21 protein-coding genes and 4 pseudogenes are annotated in these 21,442 nt (G+C 37.2%); 21 read left to right on the forward strand and 4 right to left on the reverse strand.

Going from position 1 to position 21,442, the window contains the following annotated elements; translation table 11 throughout:
- A partial coding sequence (locus tag A0J48_RS18255; RefSeq protein ID WP_200325534.1) for an Eco57I restriction-modification methylase domain-containing protein occupies positions 1-1,525 on the forward strand: 1,525 nt, incomplete at its 5' end.
- On the opposite strand, the gene A0J48_RS18260 is transcribed toward A0J48_RS18255, so the two are convergent.
- Entirely contained in the window at positions 1,499-2,560 is a 1,062-nt protein-coding gene (locus tag A0J48_RS18260; RefSeq protein WP_234301010.1) for a restriction endonuclease, read from the reverse strand. The two genes, A0J48_RS18255 and A0J48_RS18260, sit on opposite strands and share 27 nt — an antisense overlap.
- Positions 2,561-2,754: 194 nt before the next feature.
- Between A0J48_RS18260 and A0J48_RS18265 the strand changes: the two genes are divergently transcribed.
- Genes A0J48_RS18265 through A0J48_RS18275 form a run of 3 tightly spaced genes read left to right on the forward strand, consistent with a single transcriptional unit; the run spans position 2,755 to position 3,642 of the window.
- Positions 2,755-2,985 carry a hypothetical protein gene (locus A0J48_RS18265; protein ID WP_200325536.1) on the forward strand — a complete coding sequence of 77 codons (231 nt, stop codon included), beginning with the start codon at positions 2,755-2,757 and terminating at the stop codon, positions 2,983-2,985.
- A 55-nt stretch (positions 2,986-3,040) separates the two neighbouring features.
- Positions 3,041-3,268: a DUF433 domain-containing protein gene (locus tag A0J48_RS18270; RefSeq protein ID WP_200325538.1), complete on the forward strand. Its 228-nt coding sequence runs from the start codon at positions 3,041-3,043 to the stop codon at positions 3,266-3,268.
- Entirely contained in the window at positions 3,265-3,642 is a 378-nt protein-coding gene (locus A0J48_RS18275; RefSeq protein WP_200325540.1) for a DUF5615 family PIN-like protein, read from the forward strand. Before A0J48_RS18270 ends, A0J48_RS18275 begins: the two co-directional genes overlap by 4 nt.
- A 106-nt stretch (positions 3,643-3,748) precedes the next feature.
- Here the strand turns inward: A0J48_RS18275 and A0J48_RS18280 are convergent, their stop codons facing one another.
- Positions 3,749-4,354 carry a hypothetical protein gene (locus tag A0J48_RS18280; RefSeq protein WP_200325542.1) on the reverse strand — a complete coding sequence of 202 codons (606 nt, stop codon included), beginning with the start codon at positions 4,352-4,354 and terminating at the stop codon, positions 3,749-3,751.
- Between the two features lie 164 nt (positions 4,355-4,518).
- On the opposite strand from A0J48_RS18280, the gene A0J48_RS18285 reads away from it, so the two are divergent.
- A complete protein-coding gene (locus tag A0J48_RS18285) occupies positions 4,519-5,181 on the forward strand; it encodes a class I SAM-dependent methyltransferase (protein ID WP_200325544.1) in 663 nt (220 codons plus the stop codon).
- A gap of 62 nt (positions 5,182-5,243) precedes the next feature.
- On the opposite strand, the gene A0J48_RS18290 is transcribed toward A0J48_RS18285, so the two are convergent.
- Positions 5,244-6,671 (reverse strand): integrase, encoded by a 1,428-nt coding sequence (locus tag A0J48_RS18290; protein WP_200325546.1) that lies wholly within the window; start codon positions 6,669-6,671, stop codon positions 5,244-5,246.
- Between the two features lie 110 nt (positions 6,672-6,781).
- On the opposite strand from A0J48_RS18290, the pseudogene nifH reads away from it, so the two are divergent.
- The 3 genes and pseudogenes from nifH to A0J48_RS18305 form a co-directional block, all read left to right on the forward strand.
- Positions 6,782-7,243 (forward strand): annotated as a pseudogene (gene nifH, locus A0J48_RS18295) (nitrogenase reductase); the annotation flags it as partial.
- 135 nt (positions 7,244-7,378) lie between these two features.
- A pseudogene (locus A0J48_RS18300) lies at positions 7,379-8,290 on the forward strand (nitrogenase component 1); the annotation flags it as partial.
- A gap of 113 nt (positions 8,291-8,403) precedes the next feature.
- Positions 8,404-9,807 (forward strand): site-specific integrase, encoded by a 1,404-nt coding sequence (locus A0J48_RS18305; protein ID WP_200325550.1) that lies wholly within the window; start codon positions 8,404-8,406, stop codon positions 9,805-9,807.
- A gap of 143 nt (positions 9,808-9,950) precedes the next feature.
- Here A0J48_RS18305 and A0J48_RS27640 read toward each other — a convergent pair.
- Positions 9,951-10,175 (reverse strand): annotated as a pseudogene (locus A0J48_RS27640) (DUF433 domain-containing protein).
- 330 nt (positions 10,176-10,505) lie between these two features.
- Here A0J48_RS27640 and A0J48_RS18315 point away from each other — a divergent pair.
- From A0J48_RS18315 to nifN, 13 genes and pseudogenes are all read left to right on the forward strand, one after another.
- Entirely contained in the window at positions 10,506-10,955 is a 450-nt protein-coding gene (locus A0J48_RS18315; protein WP_200325552.1) for a hypothetical protein, read from the forward strand.
- A gap of 13 nt (positions 10,956-10,968) precedes the next feature.
- Entirely contained in the window at positions 10,969-11,694 is a 726-nt protein-coding gene (locus tag A0J48_RS18320; RefSeq protein ID WP_200325553.1) for a thioredoxin domain-containing protein, read from the forward strand.
- Between the two features lie 28 nt (positions 11,695-11,722).
- On the forward strand, positions 11,723-12,430 hold the full coding sequence (locus A0J48_RS18325; RefSeq protein WP_200325555.1) for a hypothetical protein: 708 nt from the start codon (positions 11,723-11,725) through the stop codon (positions 12,428-12,430).
- A 50-nt stretch (positions 12,431-12,480) separates the two neighbouring features.
- Positions 12,481-13,221, forward strand: a complete 741-nt coding sequence (locus A0J48_RS18330) for a hypothetical protein (protein ID WP_200325557.1) — start codon at positions 12,481-12,483, stop codon at positions 13,219-13,221.
- 169 nt (positions 13,222-13,390) lie between these two features.
- Positions 13,391-13,615: a hypothetical protein gene (locus A0J48_RS18335; protein WP_200325559.1), complete on the forward strand. Its 225-nt coding sequence runs from the start codon at positions 13,391-13,393 to the stop codon at positions 13,613-13,615.
- 11 nt (positions 13,616-13,626) lie between these two features.
- On the forward strand, positions 13,627-13,962 hold the full coding sequence (locus A0J48_RS18340; RefSeq protein ID WP_200325561.1) for an AAA family ATPase: 336 nt from the start codon (positions 13,627-13,629) through the stop codon (positions 13,960-13,962).
- Positions 13,959-14,537, forward strand: coding sequence for a Uma2 family endonuclease (locus A0J48_RS18345; protein WP_200325563.1), 579 nt, complete (start codon positions 13,959-13,961; stop codon positions 14,535-14,537). The genes A0J48_RS18340 and A0J48_RS18345 overlap by 4 nt, the downstream gene beginning before the upstream one ends.
- A gap of 61 nt (positions 14,538-14,598) precedes the next feature.
- Positions 14,599-15,177: a hypothetical protein gene (locus A0J48_RS18350; protein WP_200325565.1), complete on the forward strand. Its 579-nt coding sequence runs from the start codon at positions 14,599-14,601 to the stop codon at positions 15,175-15,177.
- A 175-nt stretch (positions 15,178-15,352) separates the two neighbouring features.
- Positions 15,353-15,973 (forward strand): annotated as a pseudogene (locus A0J48_RS18355) (nitrogenase component 1); the annotation flags it as partial.
- 229 nt (positions 15,974-16,202) lie between these two features.
- The gene (gene nifK, locus A0J48_RS18360) at positions 16,203-17,738 is read left to right on the forward strand and encodes a nitrogenase molybdenum-iron protein subunit beta (RefSeq protein ID WP_200325567.1); all 1,536 of its coding nucleotides are present in this window, start codon (positions 16,203-16,205) and stop codon (positions 17,736-17,738) included.
- Positions 17,739-18,053: 315 nt separating this feature from the next.
- Positions 18,054-18,380 (forward strand): Mo-dependent nitrogenase C-terminal domain-containing protein, encoded by a 327-nt coding sequence (locus A0J48_RS18365; RefSeq protein ID WP_200325569.1) that lies wholly within the window; start codon positions 18,054-18,056, stop codon positions 18,378-18,380.
- Between the two features lie 236 nt (positions 18,381-18,616).
- Positions 18,617-19,984 (forward strand): nitrogenase iron-molybdenum cofactor biosynthesis protein NifE, encoded by a 1,368-nt coding sequence (gene nifE, locus A0J48_RS18370; protein ID WP_200325571.1) that lies wholly within the window; start codon positions 18,617-18,619, stop codon positions 19,982-19,984.
- An 88-nt stretch (positions 19,985-20,072) separates the two neighbouring features.
- Positions 20,073-21,401, forward strand: a complete 1,329-nt coding sequence (gene nifN, locus A0J48_RS18375) for a nitrogenase iron-molybdenum cofactor biosynthesis protein NifN (RefSeq protein WP_200325573.1) — start codon at positions 20,073-20,075, stop codon at positions 21,399-21,401.
- Positions 21,402-21,442: the final 41 nt, after the last annotated feature.

Genomic DNA, 21,442 nt, shown 5'->3' on the forward strand with positions numbered 1-21,442 from the left:
ACACAAAATTTCAAATTTAGAAGTATGTGCTTTTGATACTAACTCTGAAGCTTTAGAAATTGCGAAAGATAATATAAGAATTGAATTTCCCAAAATAAAGTGTAAATTTTGGAATAAAAACTTCTTAGTTTATGCTGCTTTGCAACGAGAAAAATATCAAAATCCTAGCTTATTTGAGCCTGTTTTGTCTCAAACTTATGATGTAATTATAGCTAACCCTCCTTATGTTCGCACACAAATTATAGGAGGAACACAAGCTCAAAAAATAGCCAAACAGTTTGGTTTATCAGGGCGGATAGATATTTACTATGCTTTTATTCTAGGTATTGCTTCAGTTCTAGATCCTCAAGGTGTAGCTGGAATAATTACTTCTAACCGATTTATGACTGTTAAATCAGGATTTGCAGTTAGACAAGCTATTTTAAATAACTTTAATATTCATCACGTATGGGATTTGGGAGATACAAAGCTATTTCCAGCCGCAGTTTTACCTGCTGTGCTTTTAGTGGAAGGGAAAAATACACGAAAAGAAAATTTTACAGCTTTTACATCTATTTATGAAACTAAAAATACTGCTCAAGAATTTGCTGAAAATCCCATTACAGCTTTATCTAAAGAAGGAAATATAAAAATCAGTGATGGTAGATGTTTTTTAGTAAAACATGGTCAACTCAATAGTAACATCAATAATGGTGGAATTTGGTCTATAACCACAACAACAATTGACAGTTGGTTGAAAACCGTTGAGTCTCATACTTGGGGAACTTTCCGCGATATCGGAGATATTCGAGTTGGAGTAAAAACTTGTGCTGATAAAGTCTTTATTCGATCTGATTGGCAGAAAATACCTGAAGTAGAAAGACCAGAAATTTTAAAATTAGTAACTACTCATCATATTGCCAGAAGATTTAAAGCTATTGAGCTAGATCACCCTAAGCAAATTCTCTATCCCCATGCAGTAGTAGAAGGTCGTAGGGAAGCAGTTGATATTTCTTTATATCCTCGTAGTCAAGCATATTTAGAACTTTACCGCACTCAGCTTGAAAACCGCAAATATGTTATTAATGCAGGAAGGAAATGGTATGAAATTTGGGTTTCCCAAGACCCATTAGCTTGGCAATATCCTAAATTAGTATTCCGTGATATTTCTGAAAAGCCTACTTTTTGGATTGATTTGAGTGGTTCTGTAATTAATGGGGATTGTTATTGGTTGATGAGCAAAAATCCCCAGGATATAGAATTATTATGGTTAGCTGTAGCTGTTGCTAACTCTACTTTTATTGAACATTTCTATGACCACCGATTTCATAACAAACTTTATGCTGGAAGAAGACGTTTTATGACTCAATATGTCGAACATTTTCCTATCCCTAATCCTCATAGTCACATAGGAAGAGAGATTATTAAAAAATCTCAAGATATATACAACCTAATTCCCTCCTTGGAAGCAGATATGCTTTGGAGAGAATTAGATTCTATGATTTGGGAATCATTTGGATTAGCTGTCGAAGAAATTAGTCGGTAACGGTATTTGCAGTTTCTTATTTAGGACTTTTCCTTGAAATTGGGGAAATCTGCTAAAAAATCTTTCACCGGTTGTCAAATAAAAATTTGTGATGGTAAGATTATCACCATTTCTGACAGCATAAAAAATTCCATACCTAACATCACAATGACGAATTTGACAATCACCTATCTTTGGTACATCAAGAGGATTGTTACTATCTGGACAAACTAATCCAAGATCAATTGTTGGTGAAGTTTGAAGTTTTACTTCTAGTAATTGGTGGCGTATATCAGGAAATCGCCCATCATCTTGATAATTTTGATAGCCTAATTGTTGACATATAAGCCTATGCAATATTGCTCCACGATTGCGTTCTTGGTCATATCCAATATCAACTATAGACTGTCCAATTAACGGGACTAAGCGATTAAAAATTTCGCTAATTGGCAAAATTTCACCCATTTTAGGGTAATTTATAGGACTAGTAATTAACCGCAAATCAAAGTTAGTATTAAGAAAAGGTAAAAGCAAATTTGAATCTTGATTAGTGACTAATTCCGCATCAACTTGTCCAGTTAATAGTTTTGCCTGATACTTTTGAGTCAAAGTTCCTGTAGTGTCAAGCTTTGCTAGGGTGTCTCCTGTTACAGCTTTAACTTTGGTGATTAAATCATCACTATTCACTCTGATTAATACATATCTTCTTGTTGCTTCAGGCTCATCATTCCAAATCTGCAAATTATTAGACTTTTGAATGTAAGTGTCGAAAAATTGGCCGGGAAAGCGAGGTTTAGTTTTCTTGAATGAATTGGGGATGGGATATCCAAGAGTTTGACATATAAGTTCTTTAACAAATTTAGATCGAGTTCTTAGGGGTAACCCTTGCAGAGAAATTCCTCTTAAAGCTGCATCAATTAATATTTCTAAATCTGGTGTTGGTATCCAAAGATTGCGATCACCAACATTAATATAATCATATATGGATAGTCCACTTTCGCGGATTGCCTGTACATATTTATCCAATCCTAATCTAGATTCGTGATTTGACATCATTTAACTCTCTTTAACTCAACATTTCAGAAATACTGATTCCTAAAATAGCAACCTCTTACCTCTGATGTGCTGAGTTTTATCTGTGAACGATGTCTACAACTGTATATAGCTGGGCTTTTCGGCAGAATAAGAAGCTATGACTGTGTAAGGATTTTAATACAACACGAACATTAACGCATTTCCAATGTTGTGGTTTGTGGAGTGCGATTGCTTTTCTGCTGTTTTGGGTTATGTGCGATCGCATTTTTGGGTTTTGTGGTGTAGGTGTGATCGCTTTTCCGATGTTGGGTTGTGGGTGCGATCTCATTTCTGATGTTGGGTTGTGGAGAGCGATCGCATTTCCCGTATTGTGGTTTATGGGTGAGCGATCGCTTTTCCGATGTTGTGGGTTGTGGATGTGCGATACCTGCGGTGAGCTACGCTAACGCTAGGAGTGAGTGTTAATATATTAGTTAAGCATCGTTAGGAGAGCGATTAACCATGAAATTTACAAGAATTACAATTAATCCCAATAAAATGGGAGGAGTGCCTTGTATTCGTGACTTACGGATTCCTGTTGCTACCGTTGTTGCTATGTTTGCTGAAGGAATGAGAGATCAGGAAATTTTAGCAGCATATCCTGACTTAGAAATAGAGGATCTTCAGGAAGCCTTACATTATGCAGCACAAGCATTAAGAGAAAGAGAATTACCCTTATTAAGCGCATGAAATTTATAATTGATAACGCCTTATCACCCATAATTTCCAGAGGATTACAACAAGCTGGTTTTGATTCTGTTCATGTTCGAGATTATAATATGCAAGCATCTGAAGATGTTGAAATCTTTGAAATTGCTGCACAAGAAAATCGTACAGTTATTTCAGCCGATACGGATTTTGGTACTTTATTAGCACTGCGACAAGAGGCTCAACCATCGGTAATTTTATTTAGGAGAAATAGCGATCGCCGTCCCGAACAACAGTTACAAATTTTGCTCAAAAATCTTCCTAACCTAGAAGAAAGTATTGACTCAGGTAGTATTATTATTTTTGATCGTGATCGGATTCGGATTCGTTCTTTACCCATTAATGGAGATCGTTGACTAATGAAAAAATCATCATTGGGAAGTTCAACATTGATATTTATAGTCATAGCTTTAAATTTATTGAAGATAATTGGTCAGTAATTTTCAACTTTTAATTCCTTCGTTACCCCCCATTTTCCATCATCCAAACTAACATACCTAAAATTTCTTCCACAGGTGGGAGAGAATAATCAGTCAAATCAATAGTTACCAGATCATTTTCCAACTTCAGAAAACGCCATTGTGTACCACTGGTAATAGAACCATAAATAACTGAACCCGGACGATTTTTAGCAGCATTAAATCTTTGTGCGGCCACCATCTCTGCAATACATTGTCCAAACCCAGTTCTTAAATCAGCTTTTTTTGCTTCAACAATCACAATTACCGGGGCTTCAATTTCTAAAACTGCAGAAGAACGACTTAATAAAAAATCACATATTCCATTAAGTCCAACTGATTCATCAACTGTAAAATCTTCACCAGAAAATAAACTAACTTGCCGAGTTAATATTTTTCTCACTTCTAAGAATACAGGATAAATAATCCCTTCAGAACGCGCTTTTTCACTAGCAGAAGATGCAATTGGTATACTTTCCTCCAGATATGTCTTGAGTGTAGTAGATACTTCAATCTTTTCAATAGCTGGAATAAAACGCCCACCTTCCTGAGTTTTTAGTCCGAAAGCTTCTTTAACCTTACTAATAGATGTAAACTGACTATAAGGCATAATTTATAACATTCCATTTATAAAAAATTTATTTTAACTCAATTATACCGCAGATTGTCTTGAGGCAAGGCAACCCAACATCACCCAAACAAGACAAAAATATAGTATAAAAGTATAGAGAATATCGCAATACTAATACAACAAATCATTTACAACTTATCTATATGACAGAAAATCGAGCTTACGTGCAGAATCTAGCCCAAGAATACATTCAAGCAGGTAAACCAACAGAATGGTTTGAACAAATTTACTCTCAAGCCAATAATGATAGTGCAGTTATTCCTTGGGCAGATATGCGACCTAATCATAACTTAATTCAATGGTTAGATGATCATCATATTCAAGGTCAGGGAAAAACAGCATTAACAATTGGTTGTGGTTTGGGAGATGATGCTGAAGAATTATCAAAACGTGGTTTTCAAGTTACAGCTTTTGATATTTCACCCTCAGCAATAGAATGGTGTAAAAATAGATTTCCTAATTCTGATGTTAACTATTTAGTAGCTGATTTGTTAAATCCTCCTGTGGAATGGAATCAAACTTTTGATTTTATTTTAGAATCATATACACTACAGTCATTACCAACATCATTAAGTTCACAAGCCATTTCTTTAATCGCAAATTTCCTTGCCCCTGATGGTATATTACTGATAATTTGTCGTGGTAGAAATATGGAAGATGCACTGGAAAAAGTCCCTTATCCATTAACTCAAGATGACCTGATGAAATTTGTAGATGCAGGTTTATCATTAATAGATTTTGAAGATTATTTAGATCAAGAAAGATCATCTGTAATTAGAAGATTTAGAGTAACATTCAAAAAGTAATCGTAAAATATTAACTTATGTAGGTTGGGTTAAGCAACAGTGCAATCCAACATATTTTGATTTTAATTAATCAGGTTCATCAAACTTTGATTTCCTATCTGTAACCTTAATCTTTCATTATCAATTCTCAACCTCTCATTTTCCTGTTCCAGCTTTATTACCATATCTTGTAAATCTTCCACCTTCGATTTTTTCTTAATCGCTTCCTCAATTGCAACCTTACGATTTTCTAAACTAAACCACTTTTGATAAATGGATGTGTGCATATTCACAGAATGACCCAAATTATCAGCAGCAGCTTTAATCGGAATCCCCATTAAATGCGCTCGAATTGCCCAAGCGTGACGTAAATCATAGGGTTGAAAAGGAATTTCCACAAATCGAAACCATCTATCTGTACCATGTCGCGCAGAGTTAATTTCTCGACTTGTAACTTTATCTTTAATTTTCGCTTTTAATAACTCAATTGCTTCTGTATCCATTTTTAAATTAAACTCTTCCACCCAACGGGGATATAATGGTAAAGATTCCCTTTCTCCGGTTTTACATTCTTCATTAACACGCCATGTATTCATAGTATTTTCTGGTGATAACCACCAATTTAAATCAGGATTGACAAAAATTTCAATCGGTCTTAAACCATAAGTTGCTAACATTCCATAAACCCATCGCCACAATTTCCAATTATTCCTATCTTCTCTAGTTGTTAACTTACTTGGTCGGTTAATAGCGTAATTTTCAAACTTCAAATATTCTTGTTCTATTTCTGCATCAGTGGGTATATCACGTTTACGTTTTGCAGTAGCTTTAATTTTTAAATTACTTAATTCTGGAACTTCTAAACCAGAACATTTACACAAAACTCTAATTACTTTAATTAACTCATTTTTTACACTATCGGAAGAAGAGCAAGTTTGCACAGCTTCAATAAAATTAGCATTGATAGCAGATTTATCTTTTGGTAAATGCTTTTGAGCAATATAGAAATAACTACTAAAAGTATTTTCACTTTTGAGAGTGCGTTTTCTAGTTTGGAAATAATTTTGCTCGAAATCTGCAATCAAATCACTAATAGTTTTAGATTGGAGCTTCTTCCGAGTTTTACCTAAATATTTATCTGTCCATTGAAATTGTTTTCTGGCTATTAATTTTCCCAGTTCATTTGCTTCTTCTTCTGCCGTATTTAACCCATCAAAATTAAAGGGAATACCCAAAGAAATATCATATTGTTTTGTGCCGCTACCGTTTTTATCAATATCACCTGGTTTAATGGGTAGGGTAGTTCTCAACTGTAATGAATTACCGGATTTTCTGACATAAACACTCACCCTAGCGGCTCTAAGTCTACCATTAATTGCTTTTAATTCTGTCGTTAATTTTGCCGTCAGATGATTTTCTTGTTCATTTACTGCTTGCATTCTGCCTAAATATCCCCCATCGGTCATAGCTGTTTGGTGAAAATCGGCAAATGCTTCCTGTGTTCTGTCCATACCCTAGATTTACCCTAATAAAAAAACTGTTTACTCCAGACAATGATTGCGGCAAACATTGTTAAAAATAAACAATTACAGGCTATGAGGATAATATCAATAATCTTACCCGTGAAGGTAAAGCACAAGAAATCTACATCGTTACCTCTGGTGAAATGATGGCGATGTACGCTGCAAACAACATCGCTCGTGGTATTTTGAAATATGCTCACTCCGGTGGTGTACGTTTAGGTGGTTTGATCTGTAACAGCCGTAAAGTTGACCGTGAAGACGAGTTAATCGAAAACTTGGCTAAACGTCTGAACACCCAAATGATTCACTTCGTACCTCGTGACAACATCGTTCAACACGCAGAATTGCGTCGTATGACCGTTAACGAGTACGCTCCTGACAGCAACCAAAGCCAAGAATACCGCGCATTAGCTAAGAAAATCATCAACAACAAGAACCTCACCATTCCTACACCAATGGAAATGGATGAATTAGAAGCTCTGTTGATCGAATACGGTCTATTAGACGATGACACCAAGCACGCAGAAATCATCGGTAAGCCCGCTTCTGCTGCTAAGTAGTATTTAGTAATTGAGGAATAGGAAAAAGGAAAACTCTACATAATTTCCTTTTTACCTTCCTTTCCTTCCCTCCCTACAGGGGACTTCAGTCCCCAATAATTACCTAACCGATATAGAAGCCAAAAGAGGCCAGACATGACTCCTCCAGACAACAAGAAGATTGTTGAAGAAAGAAAAGAACTAATTAAAGAAGTTCTCAAAGCTTATCCCGAAAAAGCTGCTAAGAAGCGTGAAAAGCACTTAAACGTACACGAAGAAGGTAAATCTGATTGTGGTGTTAAATCTAACATCAAATCCTTACCTGGTGTAATGACCGCTCGTGGTTGTTCTTATGCAGGTTCTAAGGGTGTGGTTTGGGGTCCTATCAAGGACATGATCCACATCAGCCACGGTCCTGTTGGTTGCGGTTACTGGTCTTGGTCTGGTCGTCGTAACTACTACTTAGGTACAACAGGTGTTGATACCTTCGGTACTATGCACTTCACCTCCGACTTCCAAGAACGCGACATCGTGTTCGGTGGTGACAAGAAACTAATCAAACTAATTGAAGAATTAGACGTATTATTCCCCTTAAACCGTGGGGTTTCTATTCAATCTGAATGTCCCATCGGTCTAATTGGGGATGACATCGAAGCAGTAGCTAAGAAGACATCCAAAACCATCGGTAAGCCAGTTATTCCTGTCCGTTGCGAAGGTTTCCGTGGTGTGTCTCAGTCTTTAGGACACCACATCGCTAACGACATGATTCGTGACTGGGTATTCCCCAGAGCAGATCAAGCTAAGAAAGATGGTACCCTCAAGTTTGAGTCTACCCCTTACGACGTAGCAATCATCGGTGACTATAACATCGGTGGTGATGCTTGGGCAAGCCGGATTCTGTTAGAAGAAATTGGTTTGCGTGTTGTTGCTCAGTGGTCTGGTGACGGTACTATCAACGAAATGTTGATGACCCCCAACGTGAAGATGAACCTCATCCACTGTTACCGCTCGATGAACTACATCAGCCGTCACATGGAAGAAGCTTATGGTATACCCTGTGCAGAATATGAGTTAATGATGGTGTAAACTGAAATTTAGTCCAAGTCTAACTTTGCTCGATTTGAACATTGTTCCCACTGAACGGAAAATGGACTAAATTTTAAGCCAAATTTAAGACACCGATGGAAATCTCTGATCAGGGCATTTTTGATGGCTTTGTGCCTCCTGCTTCTACCGATGGCAGTTACTTAGGAACTCAAAGGCAGATGGCAGCAACTCAACAATATTTAGATAAGAAATTTCAAAAGGCGATCGCAGAGGTTAAGGCACGGCTCAAAGCAGGTAAGGTAAAAGTTGGTTTAGTGGTAGCAAAGGACTCTATCCAACTGCAAGCATCATTACCAATTAAGCCAGGAGACACCGACCGAACTGGAATTGGGTATAAACAGTACAAAATTTCCTTGGGCATCCCTGCCAGTTTGGATGGGGTCAAAACTGCTGAGGAAGAAGCGCAAGAACTAGGTAAACTCATAGCCCGTAGACAGTTTGAATGGACTGATAAATATTTAGGTAAACTTGCCAAGGTCAAGGATAGGGTCAAAAATGTTGGAGAAATTTTAGAAGAATTTAAATTTGCATATTTTAAAACTCATAAGTTAACAGAGAAAAGTCAACACACTTTTTTTTATTACCAAGATTACTTAAAACGCTATGTGGGTTTAGATACGGTATTAACTCAAGAATCAATAGATTCAGTAATTGCCAATTTACAGAATGAACACGCTAAACAAAATGCAATTAAAACTTTAAAGGTTCTCAGAAATACTTTAAATTTAACTACCTTCACCCTAGAAAATATCAAAATTAAAAAACCACAATCTCAAGTTAGGGATATTCCCAGTGATGAGGATGTGGTTAATTTGTATCATAATTTTTACAACTATTCTGTTTCCAGAAAAGGAACTATTAGAAGAGATTTTTTAGAAAGTTGGAAGATGTGGCAGTGGGTGTATGGGATGCTTGCTACTTATGGGTTACGTCCACGTGAGGTATTTGTCAATCCTGATATTAATTGGTGGCTAAGTTCTGAAAATACCGATAATACTTGGAAGGTTGCACCGGAAACTAAAACAGGATATAGGGAAGCTTTACCTTTACATCCTGATTGGGTTGAGTTGTTTGATTTGAAGAATCCTGAGTTTTTGGAATTGTTGAAAATTCAGGTGAATGGTAAGACTAGTTTTACTGATATCAACACTATCAGGGTTAATTGTTCATCTTGGTTTAGACGGGTAAATATTCCTTTTACCCCTTATGATTTACGCCATGCTTGGGCGATTAGAGCGCATATTATGGGTGTACCAATTAAAGCGGCTGCTGATAATTTGGGGCATTCCGTGGAGATTCACACTGAGGTTTATCAGAAGTGGTTTAGTTTGGAGAATCGGAAGAAAGTTATGAGATTGGCTGTTGATAAAAGAGATGATGTTGAAGCTTTGAAAGAGGAGAATGCCCGGTTAAGGGCTGAGGTTGAGTTACTGAAACAGGCGCTTGCTAGAAAGCAGATGTCTGAGTTGTTGGGGTAATTAAGAATTACGTAAAACTTCCTTGGCATGCTCCCAAATTTGTGTATCACTCGGACTATTCCCTAAAATAGAAACATGAATGAGGGGTAAAGATGGATTAAATTGGATTTTAGTGGGGAGATTTTCATCAAATAAAAACCCATTCATGCAATTTTTTTCACTTCGTAATGATTCGCCATTAATTTGGCTGCGAATTGGATGCAAGCATAAATATCTTCTTGTTCTAAAGATGGGTATTCTTCCAAAATTTATTCGATAGAATCACCTGCACCTCAAAATTCCATAATTGTTTGTACAGAAATTCGAGTGTTAGTAATAATCGGTGTGCCGTTGCAAATATCAGGATGAATAGTTATTCGCTGTTTCATAATGATTTTTACCTTTTTATAGACCTAGTGTTAAGTAGCTAATAGCAATGGCAAACATATCAATTTCTCAAAGATAAAAAGGCTTACTTGCCATAGACAGAGGAAGACTTAGAAGAAGATGTCCAAGCAATTGGTAATCGCAACAAGTATGAAGCTGATTAATTTATCTAATACTGTTCAAAGTCTTAAAAACACATCTTTCTGGGCATCTGATAGTTTATTTCAAAAGTTGTTAGATAAGCATTGTTAAAATATATTTAGCTAAGTGATAATATCAGAACTGTTCAAGTATACATTAAGGGTAGTAGTTTTTCGTAAAACTCCAAAATCATGAATAAACCTTTACTAGCCTTAATCGTTGCGGCTACAACTAGTTGCCCTTTGGTAAACGTGGCAGGAAACTATTCATTTGACTTACGCACAGAACAAGCTTCGTCTTGGTCTACATCTTCTCAACCAGGTTGTCGAAAAACTGGTAGTACTTATTGGCAAACGAAAGGGATCAAAATTAACTCCGACGGAATTATGGATGGACAGGGACAAAGTATCATATGGCCAAATGACCCACCAAGAGGTGGATATCACGGGAGTGGTCTATTTGGAGGACGGGTAGAACCAGGTACTGAACCGATGCAGTGGGTTGCAAGTGCTGGAGACGTTGAAATGAAAGGCACTTGGCGTAAAGGACAACTTTCTGGTGAATTTGTCCAACGCTTTATTGAAAACGGCAAAGAAATTGAATGTCGCGGCAAAGTTAGTGGGTTTAAAAAAAGCAAATAGGAGTCAATTAATCATGTTTAATTTTCGATTTATTTTTCAAAATATTGCGGCTTCTAGTATTTTTTTGTTAGGGACAATATTTCCAGGGAATGCTGTCGAAGTTTTCGGCGAAATTAATAATCCTTTTGCTAAAGTTTCTGGAGTTCACAAACAAAAATTAAATTTACAATCTGTCCAATTAGCTCAAGCGGATAAAAATCAATCTGTGACAGTCTTTGGTAGGACGAATTGCCCCATTACTCAACTATTGATGAAGGAATTAAAATCAAAGAAAATTCCTTATACCTTCAAAAGTGTTGATCTTAAAGCAACGGATGAAGAAATTGCTCAATTATCTTTTGAAAATAATATTAATTTGCCCAGTAGCTACCGTTTGCCAGCCGTAGAAGTTAATAACACAATTATGATTTCATCTAATGGCGTAAGGATTGATCAGGTGTTAGCAGAATTATCTAGATCCCCTAAATCGTCTCAATCTGCTATCCAAAATTCCAAAGTCAACCCTGTCATTATTTACACAAAGCAAGATGATAACTACTCGCAGAAAATAATAAAAGGCTTGCAAAGAAGGGGAATTACTTTCTCTGTCAAAGATCTAAAATATCCTGCAATAGAAAAAGAATTTTGGGCTTTACTAAAACAAAATAATTACGGGTTAAAAAAAGTAGACATACCTGTACTTTCTGTTAATAATCAGACGATGATATACCCGAATTTTCAAGAGATTTTAGCAAAATGATCTCAGAATTAACTTGGAGTTAACGGACATGAACAATTTCTCTATTTTAATATTGATAATAGTATGGTTCACATTGCTGCGATCTTCTCCAACCCTAGCATCTGGTTTTGTTTATTATCGAGAGGTAAAATCTAATAATCTTTTACAATGTTCTACTAATCAGCAAATTGAAATCAATAGAGGTGGGGGAGATGCTTCTCATGTTGGCGCTGGTCACTTATTGATTTGTTTAGATGGCGATCGCCAGGCCAAGTGGATCATTTACTCGTATTTGACTTGTCAATCCTCAAACACAAGATCCCAAAATTGTCCAATGTCTAACTATTTAATTCCTGGTAATCGAGCTAATCAATCTCAAGATAATTCCTATATTTTTAAGCCATCAAAAACTGGCATTGGATTCAACTGTAAAACTGTGAAAAATGAAGATAAATATGGATCAATTTCCTATAAATGGTCTTGTGAAAAATATACTGCAAAGCAAAATTTAACGATAAAAACTAAAGGAAGCGATCGGCTGCAAGGAACTCGTGACCTTTTTCAGAAATACGGAAAAATCCCAGATATATTTCAATTAGATACATCCTCAGATAATCCTAGTTGTAAACAATCAGATTCTTGCTCAGAGGATTATTCTGAATTAGGAGACAGTAAAGAAAATCCTGATCCTAGAATTTATACTGACTGTCGAGGTGACGCTAAATTTTGTAATTATTACTATAATCTTTCTCCATAAAGAGTCAATTTTTACAAAGTCATAACAATCCAAACATGGGGTAAATCAACATGGCATCAAATACATCTCCCTCCGATTTAAGTGAAAAATATCAACTAACGTTTATCACAGGAGAAGCTAAAGGAACAACAACTTGGTCAGAAACCCATGTGAGTGGTTCTGGTTATTCCCATGTTTATCAAGGAAGTGGTAGTGGATCAATGCACGTTTCCTCAAAAGTTAATACTCGTCATCGCTTTTATTTAATTGCTGATAATGGTGGTGAAGTAGAAATGGATACGACAGGTCTCGATTTTAATGTTCGGGATAGTCATCGTGTAACTGGAGTATGGTATCGAGAGCTAAGTGACAAAGAAAATAAGCTAATTTTTCTCTATAATTACAACACAGGAATTAAAGTTATTCCTAAAAATTATCGTTCACTGTTAGAGGTTAATAAAAGTAATCCTAAAGTAGTTGCTGCTTGTCTTTTAGCGGTTTGTGAATTAATCTTAATACCCTTATCTTTTGTGATTGCTTCACTAGTTGTTAGACCACTGATTTTTCTCTTATCTTTTGATTTGCAGATTCCTGTAATATCGTGGTTATTAATGGCAATTATAGCTTTAATTAGTTTGGGAATAACAGCTACTATTGCCTTTCTTGCCTCTAGATTTATTTGGTATAAGATAATTCAATATTTGATCAACTCAAAAAGAAATCATAACGAAGTATGTGAATGGATAACTAATAGTATTGATAATCATATCAACACTGAAATCAGCCGTGTGAATCAGAATCACCCAGAATGATATTTAATTTATTGAAGCTTCACTAATGCACAATCATGAAACTTGTGGAAAAATAGAAATATAAAATTCTCTCTACTATGACAATTATGAACGCCATAGAACTATTTCCTACCCTGCGAAATTTAACTCGTGCAGATTTAGCTTTTGAGGTACATTCAAGAAAAGAATAATGCAAAGTCTAAACATCAATCAAACTATCACCGCTTGGTCATCCATTGGCGAAAATGTTTTTGTTCCACATACAGTAGAGGAATATGAACAATTGGTTAATATACTTGATACCCTCATTGATCAAATTGGTGGAGATGAAACTCATCCTCTCGCATCTCTTATGGAAGTCATTGGTGCATTAATTGAAAACTATGAAAATGAACATATTCCTGAATTATTGTGATCTATAAAAATATGCTAGAAAAAGTAATACTTCATAATTTTAAAAGCCATAAATTTACAGAAATCAATTTCGATAATTCCCGATTACATGGACTTGTAGGAAAAAACAGTGCTGGTAAAACAACCCTTCTCCAAGCATTGCATAATCTAAATAAACTAGCTTGTGCATCATTTGCAAAGATATTTAAAGATGAAAATTCACCTCAATTCATTACAACAATTGGGGAAAAAGATATGTCAGTTACTGGCTACGTTCAACCCAGGCTTAAAAATCTCTTACTCTATTTGCAATACTCATCTTACCCCTGTTGCTATAATCAAGACAAACTTGCAAACATCCTGATATGATAGCCATTCCCCAACAACCAGCAAAAATGACCATTGAGGAATATCTCGCATGGGAACTTGACCAGGATATTCGCTATGAATACATCAACGGCGAAGTCTTCGCCATGACTGGTGGTACAATTCCCCATAATGATATTGCTCTTAATCTTTACAGACCTCTATATTCTCATCTGCGTTCTAAAGGTTGTCGAGTCAATGTATCAGATGTAAAAGTCCAAATTACCCCTAAAAGCCCATACTTTTATCCGGATCTTATCGTCAGTTGTCACCCTGATGATATCAATGCCCGTAAATTTATTCAAAATCCCAAATTAATTGTCGAAGTTCTTTCCCCTGGTACAAGCAGTAAAGATAGAGGTGAAAAATTTAGATATTATTTAACCATGCCCACTTTACAAGAATATATCTTGATTGATTCTGAAAAAATCTCCGTTGAACGTTACTGTCGAGGAGAAGGAAGAATGTGGCTTTATTATCCTTACACAACTGGAGACATGATCACCTTATCAAGTATTGAATTTGAATTTCCGATAGAAATGCTTTATGAAAATGTGGCATTGGAAACAGAAACATAAAAGCACGGATTCCCAAAAATCAGACTGATGTAAACTAAAATTTTAGATTCTTATTACAATTATGGCAAAGCGTAAAAAAAGCAATCTCCAATGGATTAAAGAAACCCTAGAATTAGACCCAAATCATCACTGGGAAGGGCCTGATGATTATAAAATTTTTGTGGCAGGGAGGGGGGCAGTTCGCTTTAATGTTCCCCAGAGTTGGGTGTTTGAGCCAAAAGAAAAATCATTCAAGTTCATGGATAAAAAACCACCTAATGATGATTGTTGTTTAGAGGTATCTTACAATCATCTACCCCCGAATGACTGGACTTTATTTCCCCTCAAACACACTTTAAAAAAAATCATGGAAGATGATAAACGTGATGTCATTGAAAGAGGAGAAGTCATTCAAGTCAAGCGACAAACTGCAAAAATTATGTGGTGTCAAATCAAATTTATTGACACTCAAGCCGAACCCAGGGAAGCATTTTCAAGAACTTGTGTTGCTTTAGGTTCTAATATTCAATGTTTGATTACCTTTGATTATTGGGCAGATCAAGCAGAACAATTAACACCTATTTGGGATGAAGTTATGCGTAGTTTAACACTAGGATTATATATTCGTGATCCTAGAACTGGTTTAGCTTATCCTGACTAAATTTGTAGCCATGAGTACAAATTGGGTATTGCCAGTAAAATTAAGCCATAACGCGATTGAATAACCCCTGGAAATAACAGTCATTTTTGGCGGATAAAAACCCTGATTTAAGCCAAAAGTAAGCTACTATTTTCTATTCATGCTTAAAAGCCTTGCTGTACAAGGAATAGAAATAGAAGCAAATTATCTACCCTGGTTAGAGTATAATTTCTTCGGTCCTACCAAGATTGCTGCATCTTTACGCGAAATCGCTTCTAAGTTTGACTCCAAGATCCAAGAAAACGCTGAGAAGGTAATCGCTAAATACCAACCCACAATGGATGCGATCGTTGCTAAGTATCGCCCCCGTTTGGAAGGTAAGACTGTTGCAATGATGGTTGGTGGTCTACGTCCTCGTCACGTTGTTCCCGCTTTCCAAGATTTAGGAATGAAGATGATTGGTACTGGTTATGAGTTCGCTCATAATGACGACTATAAACGTACTACTCACTACATTGAAAACGGAACTATCGTTTATGACGACGTTACCGCTTACGAATTTGAAGAATTCATCAAAGCATTGAAGCCAGACTTAGTTGCTTCTGGTGTGAAAGAGAAGTATGTCTTCCAAAAGATGGGTCTTCCTTTCCGTCAAATGCACTCTTGGGATTACTCCGGTCCTTACCACGGTTACGACGGATTCGCAATCTTCGCTCGTGACATGGATTTAGCTCTCAACAGCCCAACCTGGGGATTAATCGGCGCTCCCTGGAACAAGTCTGCAAAGAAAACAGCTAAGGCTAAAGCTTCCGTCTAGACAACAGAGTAGGGGCAACCCTGCCCGTACAGGGATAAGCCTGGGGCAAAAACCCCAGGGGGGAGTAGGGAATTCAAGATTCAAAATTAAAAATTCTAAGTTTTGAATTTTGCATTCTGAATTTTGAGCCACATTCCCCACTCTCCACCAATAACGGGTGGTAAAGCCCTACCTCTACCAACCACGAATTATCTCAAACACAACACACAGCAAGCTTGGAGAACTAGAAATGCCTCAGAATCCAGAAAATATTAAGGACCACGTTGAGCTATTCCATCAGCCAGAATACCAACAATTATTCCAAAACAAGAGAGAATTTGAAAACGGTCACACCCCCGAAGAAGTTCAACGGGTTGCAGAATGGACAAAGACCTGGGAATATCGTGAAAAGAACTTCGCTCGTGAAGCTTTGACCGTTAACCCCGCTAAAGGTTGTCAGCCTTTAGGTGCTATGTTCGCTGCTGTGGGTTTTGAAGGCACTCTTCCCTTTGTTCAAGGTTCTCAAGGTTGCGTTGCTTACTTCCGTACACACTTAACCCGTCACTATAAAGAACCATTCTCCGGCGTTTCTTCTTCCATGACTGAAGACGCTGCGGTGTTCGGTGGTCTGCAAAACATGATTGATGGTTTGGCAAACTCTTACGCTTTGTACAAACCCAAAATGATTGCAGTTTGCACCACCTGTATGGCAGAAGTTATCGGTGATGACTTAGGTGCATTCATCACCAACGCTAAGAACGCTGGTTCTGTTCCTCAAGATTTACCTGTACCTTTTGCTCACACTCCTAGCTTCGTAGGTTCCCACATCACTGGTTACGACAACATGATGAAGGGGATTCTTTCTGCCCTAACCGCAGGTAAGAAAACAGCCAAGAGCAATGGTAAAATCAACTTCATTCCTGGTTTTGATACCTACGTAGAAAACAACCGTGAAGTTAAGCGCATCGCTAACTTGATGGGTATTGACTACACCCTGTTATCTGATAACAGTGATTATGTTGACGCACCTAACGATGGTGAATTCAATATGTACCCCGGTGGTACAAAGCTAGAAGATGCAGCAGATTCTATCAACGCTAAGGCTACTGTTGCTCTCCAAGCTTACTCCTTGAGCAAGACCCGTGAATACATCGCTAAGGAATGGAAGCAAGAAGTAGCAGTTTGTCGTCCTTGGGGTATCAAGGGAACTGACGAATTCTTGATGAAACTCAGCGAATTGACTGGTAAAGCTATTCCTGAAGAATTGGAAATTGAACGCGGTCGTGCAGTTGACGCGATGACCGACTCCCATGCTTGGGTTCACGGTAAGCGTTTCGCTATCTACGGTGATCCTGACCTAGTTTACAGCGTAGTTAGCTTCATGTTGGAATTAGGTGCTGAACCTGTACACATTTTGGTTCACAACACCAACGACACATTTGAAAAAGAACTGCAAGCACTGTTAGATTCTAGCGAATTCGGTAAGGGCGCTAAAATCTGGGGTGGTAAAGACTTGTGGCACTTACGTTCCTTGTTGTTCACCGAACCCGTAGACCTGTTAATTGGTAACTCCTACGGTAAGTACCTGTGGCGTGATTGTGGTGTACCTTTAGTAAGAATTGGTTATCCTATCATGGATCGTCACCACTACCACCGTTATGCAACCGTCGGTTACAAGGGTGTAATTAACTTGTTGAACTGGGTTGTTAACACAATCTTTGAAGAAATCGATCGCACCACCAATGTTCCTGGTAAGACCGATATTTCTTACGACTTAGTTCGTTAAGATTGTCATTGGTCAGTAGTCAGTAGCAAATCATGAAAACTGACTTCTGACTACTAGCAAAAGAACAAAGAATAAATGGGGATTGGGAAATAAGACCCAATTCCCTATTCCAATAATTCATAACAGGAGTCAGGAGTCAGAATAACTTAATTCACCTTCTGCTTTTGTGTCCTTTGGGTCTTTTGCGGTTCTTCATAAATATTCAGTGCAGCATCAGGTAGAACAGGTATGAATCTAGGTGTGAAGGTTAAAAAGCTGGCTGCTGAAAGCTAACCCTAAATCTTTTCTTAATTGTAGTTATCTGAGGTTTGTCTTATGGCATCTATTCCTCACTCTCATCCCCACAGTAACTATCATCCACCTAACTATAAAAATCCCGGTTCATTCGATATTCTCAGTCCGCTAAGGCGCTTGGTAAATGGCATCCAAATCAAAAATCCTCGCCTTGCTCATCAGATTTGTCAAGTAATTCCTTGTTGCTGTCCCTTTGAGCGAGATATTAATTTATTTGGGCGCACTTTCCATATTCCAGCAATTTGCCAAATCAATCCCTTGTATAACGAGGTTGTGGCTTTAAGATTTCGGGCTTTGTCATATCTTGTTGATGAATGTGGCGAAGATGTGACTAAATACATTTGCTAGATATTAACTCTGAATCATTACTCATTACTACTCAATCATTGGTTATTGTCCCTAGTTTTAAATATAAAAACAATGACAAATACCAGAAGCAATGTTAAGAAAATTCAGTTACAGATAAATACATATCTTTTCTCAAAAAATATCTATGTAAATATTATATAAAGCAGATTTTTGCAGTAATTACTTACAAATAAGTCATAATTCCATTCACAAATTCCATCAACGCGAGAATAGATATGAAAACCACCCAAGGTAAAATTAACGAACTGCTTAGTGAGTCAGGATGCGAACATAATCAGAAAAAACAAGGAGAAAAGAAAAACAAATCTTGTACACAACAAGCGCAGCCAGGAGCGGCTCAAGGGGGTTGTGCTTTTGATGGTGCAATGATTGCATTAGTACCTATTACTGATGCTGCGCATTTGGTACATGGCCCTATTGCTTGTGCTGGTAACTCTTGGGGAAGTCGTGGTAGCTTGTCTTCTGGTCCAATGCTTTATAAGACTGGTTTTACCACTGATGTTGGTGAAAATGATGTCATTTTCGGTGGTGAAAAGAAACTCTATAAAGCAATTTTAGAGGTTCACGAACGTTACAAACCAGCAGCAGTTTTTGTTTATGCTACCTGTGTCACTGCTTTAATTGGTGATGATATGGAAGCAGTTTGTAAAGTAGCTAAAGAAAAAATTGGGATTCCTGTAATTCCTGTCATTGCTCCGGGATTTATTGGTAGTAAAAACCTAGGTAATCGCTTTGGTGGTGAAGCATTACTAGATTATGTAGTTGGCACTGCTGAACCTGAATATACTACACCTTATGATATTAATTTGATTGGTGAGTACAATATTGCAGGTGAAATGTGGGGCGTTTTGCCTTTATTTGAAAAATTAGGTATTCGCGTTTTATCAAAAATTACCGGCGATGCTCGCTATCAAGAAATTTGTCATGCTCACCGTGCCAAATTAAATGTAATGATTTGCTCACGGGCGCTGTTAAATATGGCGCGAAAGATGGAGGAACGTTATGGTATTCCTTATCTGGAAGAGTCTTTTTATGGTATTGATGATATTAACCGTTGCTTGCGAAATGTAGCTGCTAAATTAGGTGATGCTGACTTACAAGCACGGACTGAAAAATTAATTGCTGATGAAACTGCGGCTTTAGATATTGCCTTAGCTCCCTATCGAGAACGCCTCAAAGGTAAACGGGTTGTTTTATATACTGGCGGTGTGAAAAGTTGGTCAATTATTTCCGCTGCCAAGGATTTAGGAATTGAAGTTGTTGCCACCAGTACCAGAAAAAGTACAGAAGAAGATAAAGCCAAAATCAAGAAATTATTGGGCAATGATGGCATCATGTTAGAAAAAGGTAATGCCCAAGAATTACTGAAATTAGTAAGAGACACCAAAGCTGATATGTTAATAGCTGGTGGTCGAAATCAATACACAGCTTTAAAAGCTAGAATTCCCTTTTTAGATATTAACCAAGAACGTCATCATCCCTATGCAGGTTATGAGGGAATGGTAGAAATGGCAAGAGAATTGTATGAGGCTTTGTACAGTCCTATTTGGGAACAAATTCGTAAGCCAGCACCTTGGGAGTAAATTATAAATTGATCATTGATAATTGATAATGAAAAATTATTAATTGTCAATTGTCAATTGTCAATTATAAATTATTGAGATTATATTTATGGCACTTGTAACTGTTCCCAATAAGTCTGTTGCTGTTAATCCTCTCAAACAAAGTCAAGCTTTAGGTGCTTCTTTGGCTTTTTTGGGTTTGAAAGGAACTATGCCTTTGTTTCATGGTTCTCAAGGTTGTACTGCTTTTGCTAAAGTTGTATTAGTACGCCATTTTCGGGAAGCAATTCCTTTAGCTACTACAGCAATGACAGAAGTTACTACCATTTTGGGTGGTGAGGAAAATGTCGAACAAGCAATTCTCACTTTAGTAGAAAAAGCCAAACCAGAAATTATTGGTTTGTGTACCACAGGACTAACTGAAACTAGGGGTGATGATATTGAACGTTTCTTGAAAGATATTCGGGAACGTCATCCAGAACTTGCCCATTTAGGAATTATCTTTGCTCCCACTCCTGATTTTAAAGGTGCGTTGCAAGATGGTTTTGCGGTTGCTGTAGAAAGTATTGTGAAAGAACTTCCTAAAGCTGGAGGAATTAAACCTGAACAAATTACGATTTTGGCAGGTTCAGCTTTCACTCCTGGAGATGTACAAGAAATTCGAGAGATGGTGACATCTTTCGGACTAGAACCGATTTTTGTTCCTGACTTGGGTGCTTCCTTAGATGGTCATTTGGAAGATGATTATAGTGCAGTAACAGTTAGCGGTACAACTCTTAAACAATTACGTTCTTTAGGTAGTTCTGCTTTCACTTTAGCTTTAGGTGAAAGTATGCGCGGTGCAGCAAAAATTCTGCAAGAACGTTTTGGCACAGATTACGAAATATTTAAAGATGTGACGGGTTTAGAACCTGTAGATGAGTTTCTACAAGCGTTATCGGTTTTGAGTGGTAATCCCGTACCGGAAAAATATCGCCGTCAACGTCGTCAATTGCAAGATGCAATGTTAGATACTCACTTTTATTTTGGTGCAAAACGGGTATCTTTAGCTTTAGAACCAGATTTACTTTGGTCGATGGTGCAGTTTTTACAGTCGATGGGAGCGCAAATTCATGCTGCTGTCACGACAACTCGTTCTCCTTTATTAGAACATCTCCCCATTAAAAATGTCACCATTGGCGATTTAGAAGATTTTGAAGAATTAGCAGTAGGTTCTGATTTATTGATTGGTAATTCTAATGTGAATACCATCGCCAAACGTCTTGTAATTCCCCTCTATCGGTTAGGAATTCCTATCTATGACCGTTTAGGAAATGGCTTATTTACTAAAGTAGGCTATCGCGGCACTATGGAACTTTTATTTGGCATCGGAAACCTATTCATAGAACATGAAGAGTCGTTAATGATGAAGCAATGGTCTTCAGTAATTAATAGGTAATAGGTGACAGGTGACAGGTGACAGGTGACAGTAAAAAATTA

It is taken from the genome of Sphaerospermopsis aphanizomenoides BCCUSP55, assembly GCF_001586785.1.
Lineage (GTDB): Bacteria > Cyanobacteriota > Cyanobacteriia > Cyanobacteriales > Nostocaceae > Sphaerospermopsis_A > Sphaerospermopsis_A aphanizomenoides_A.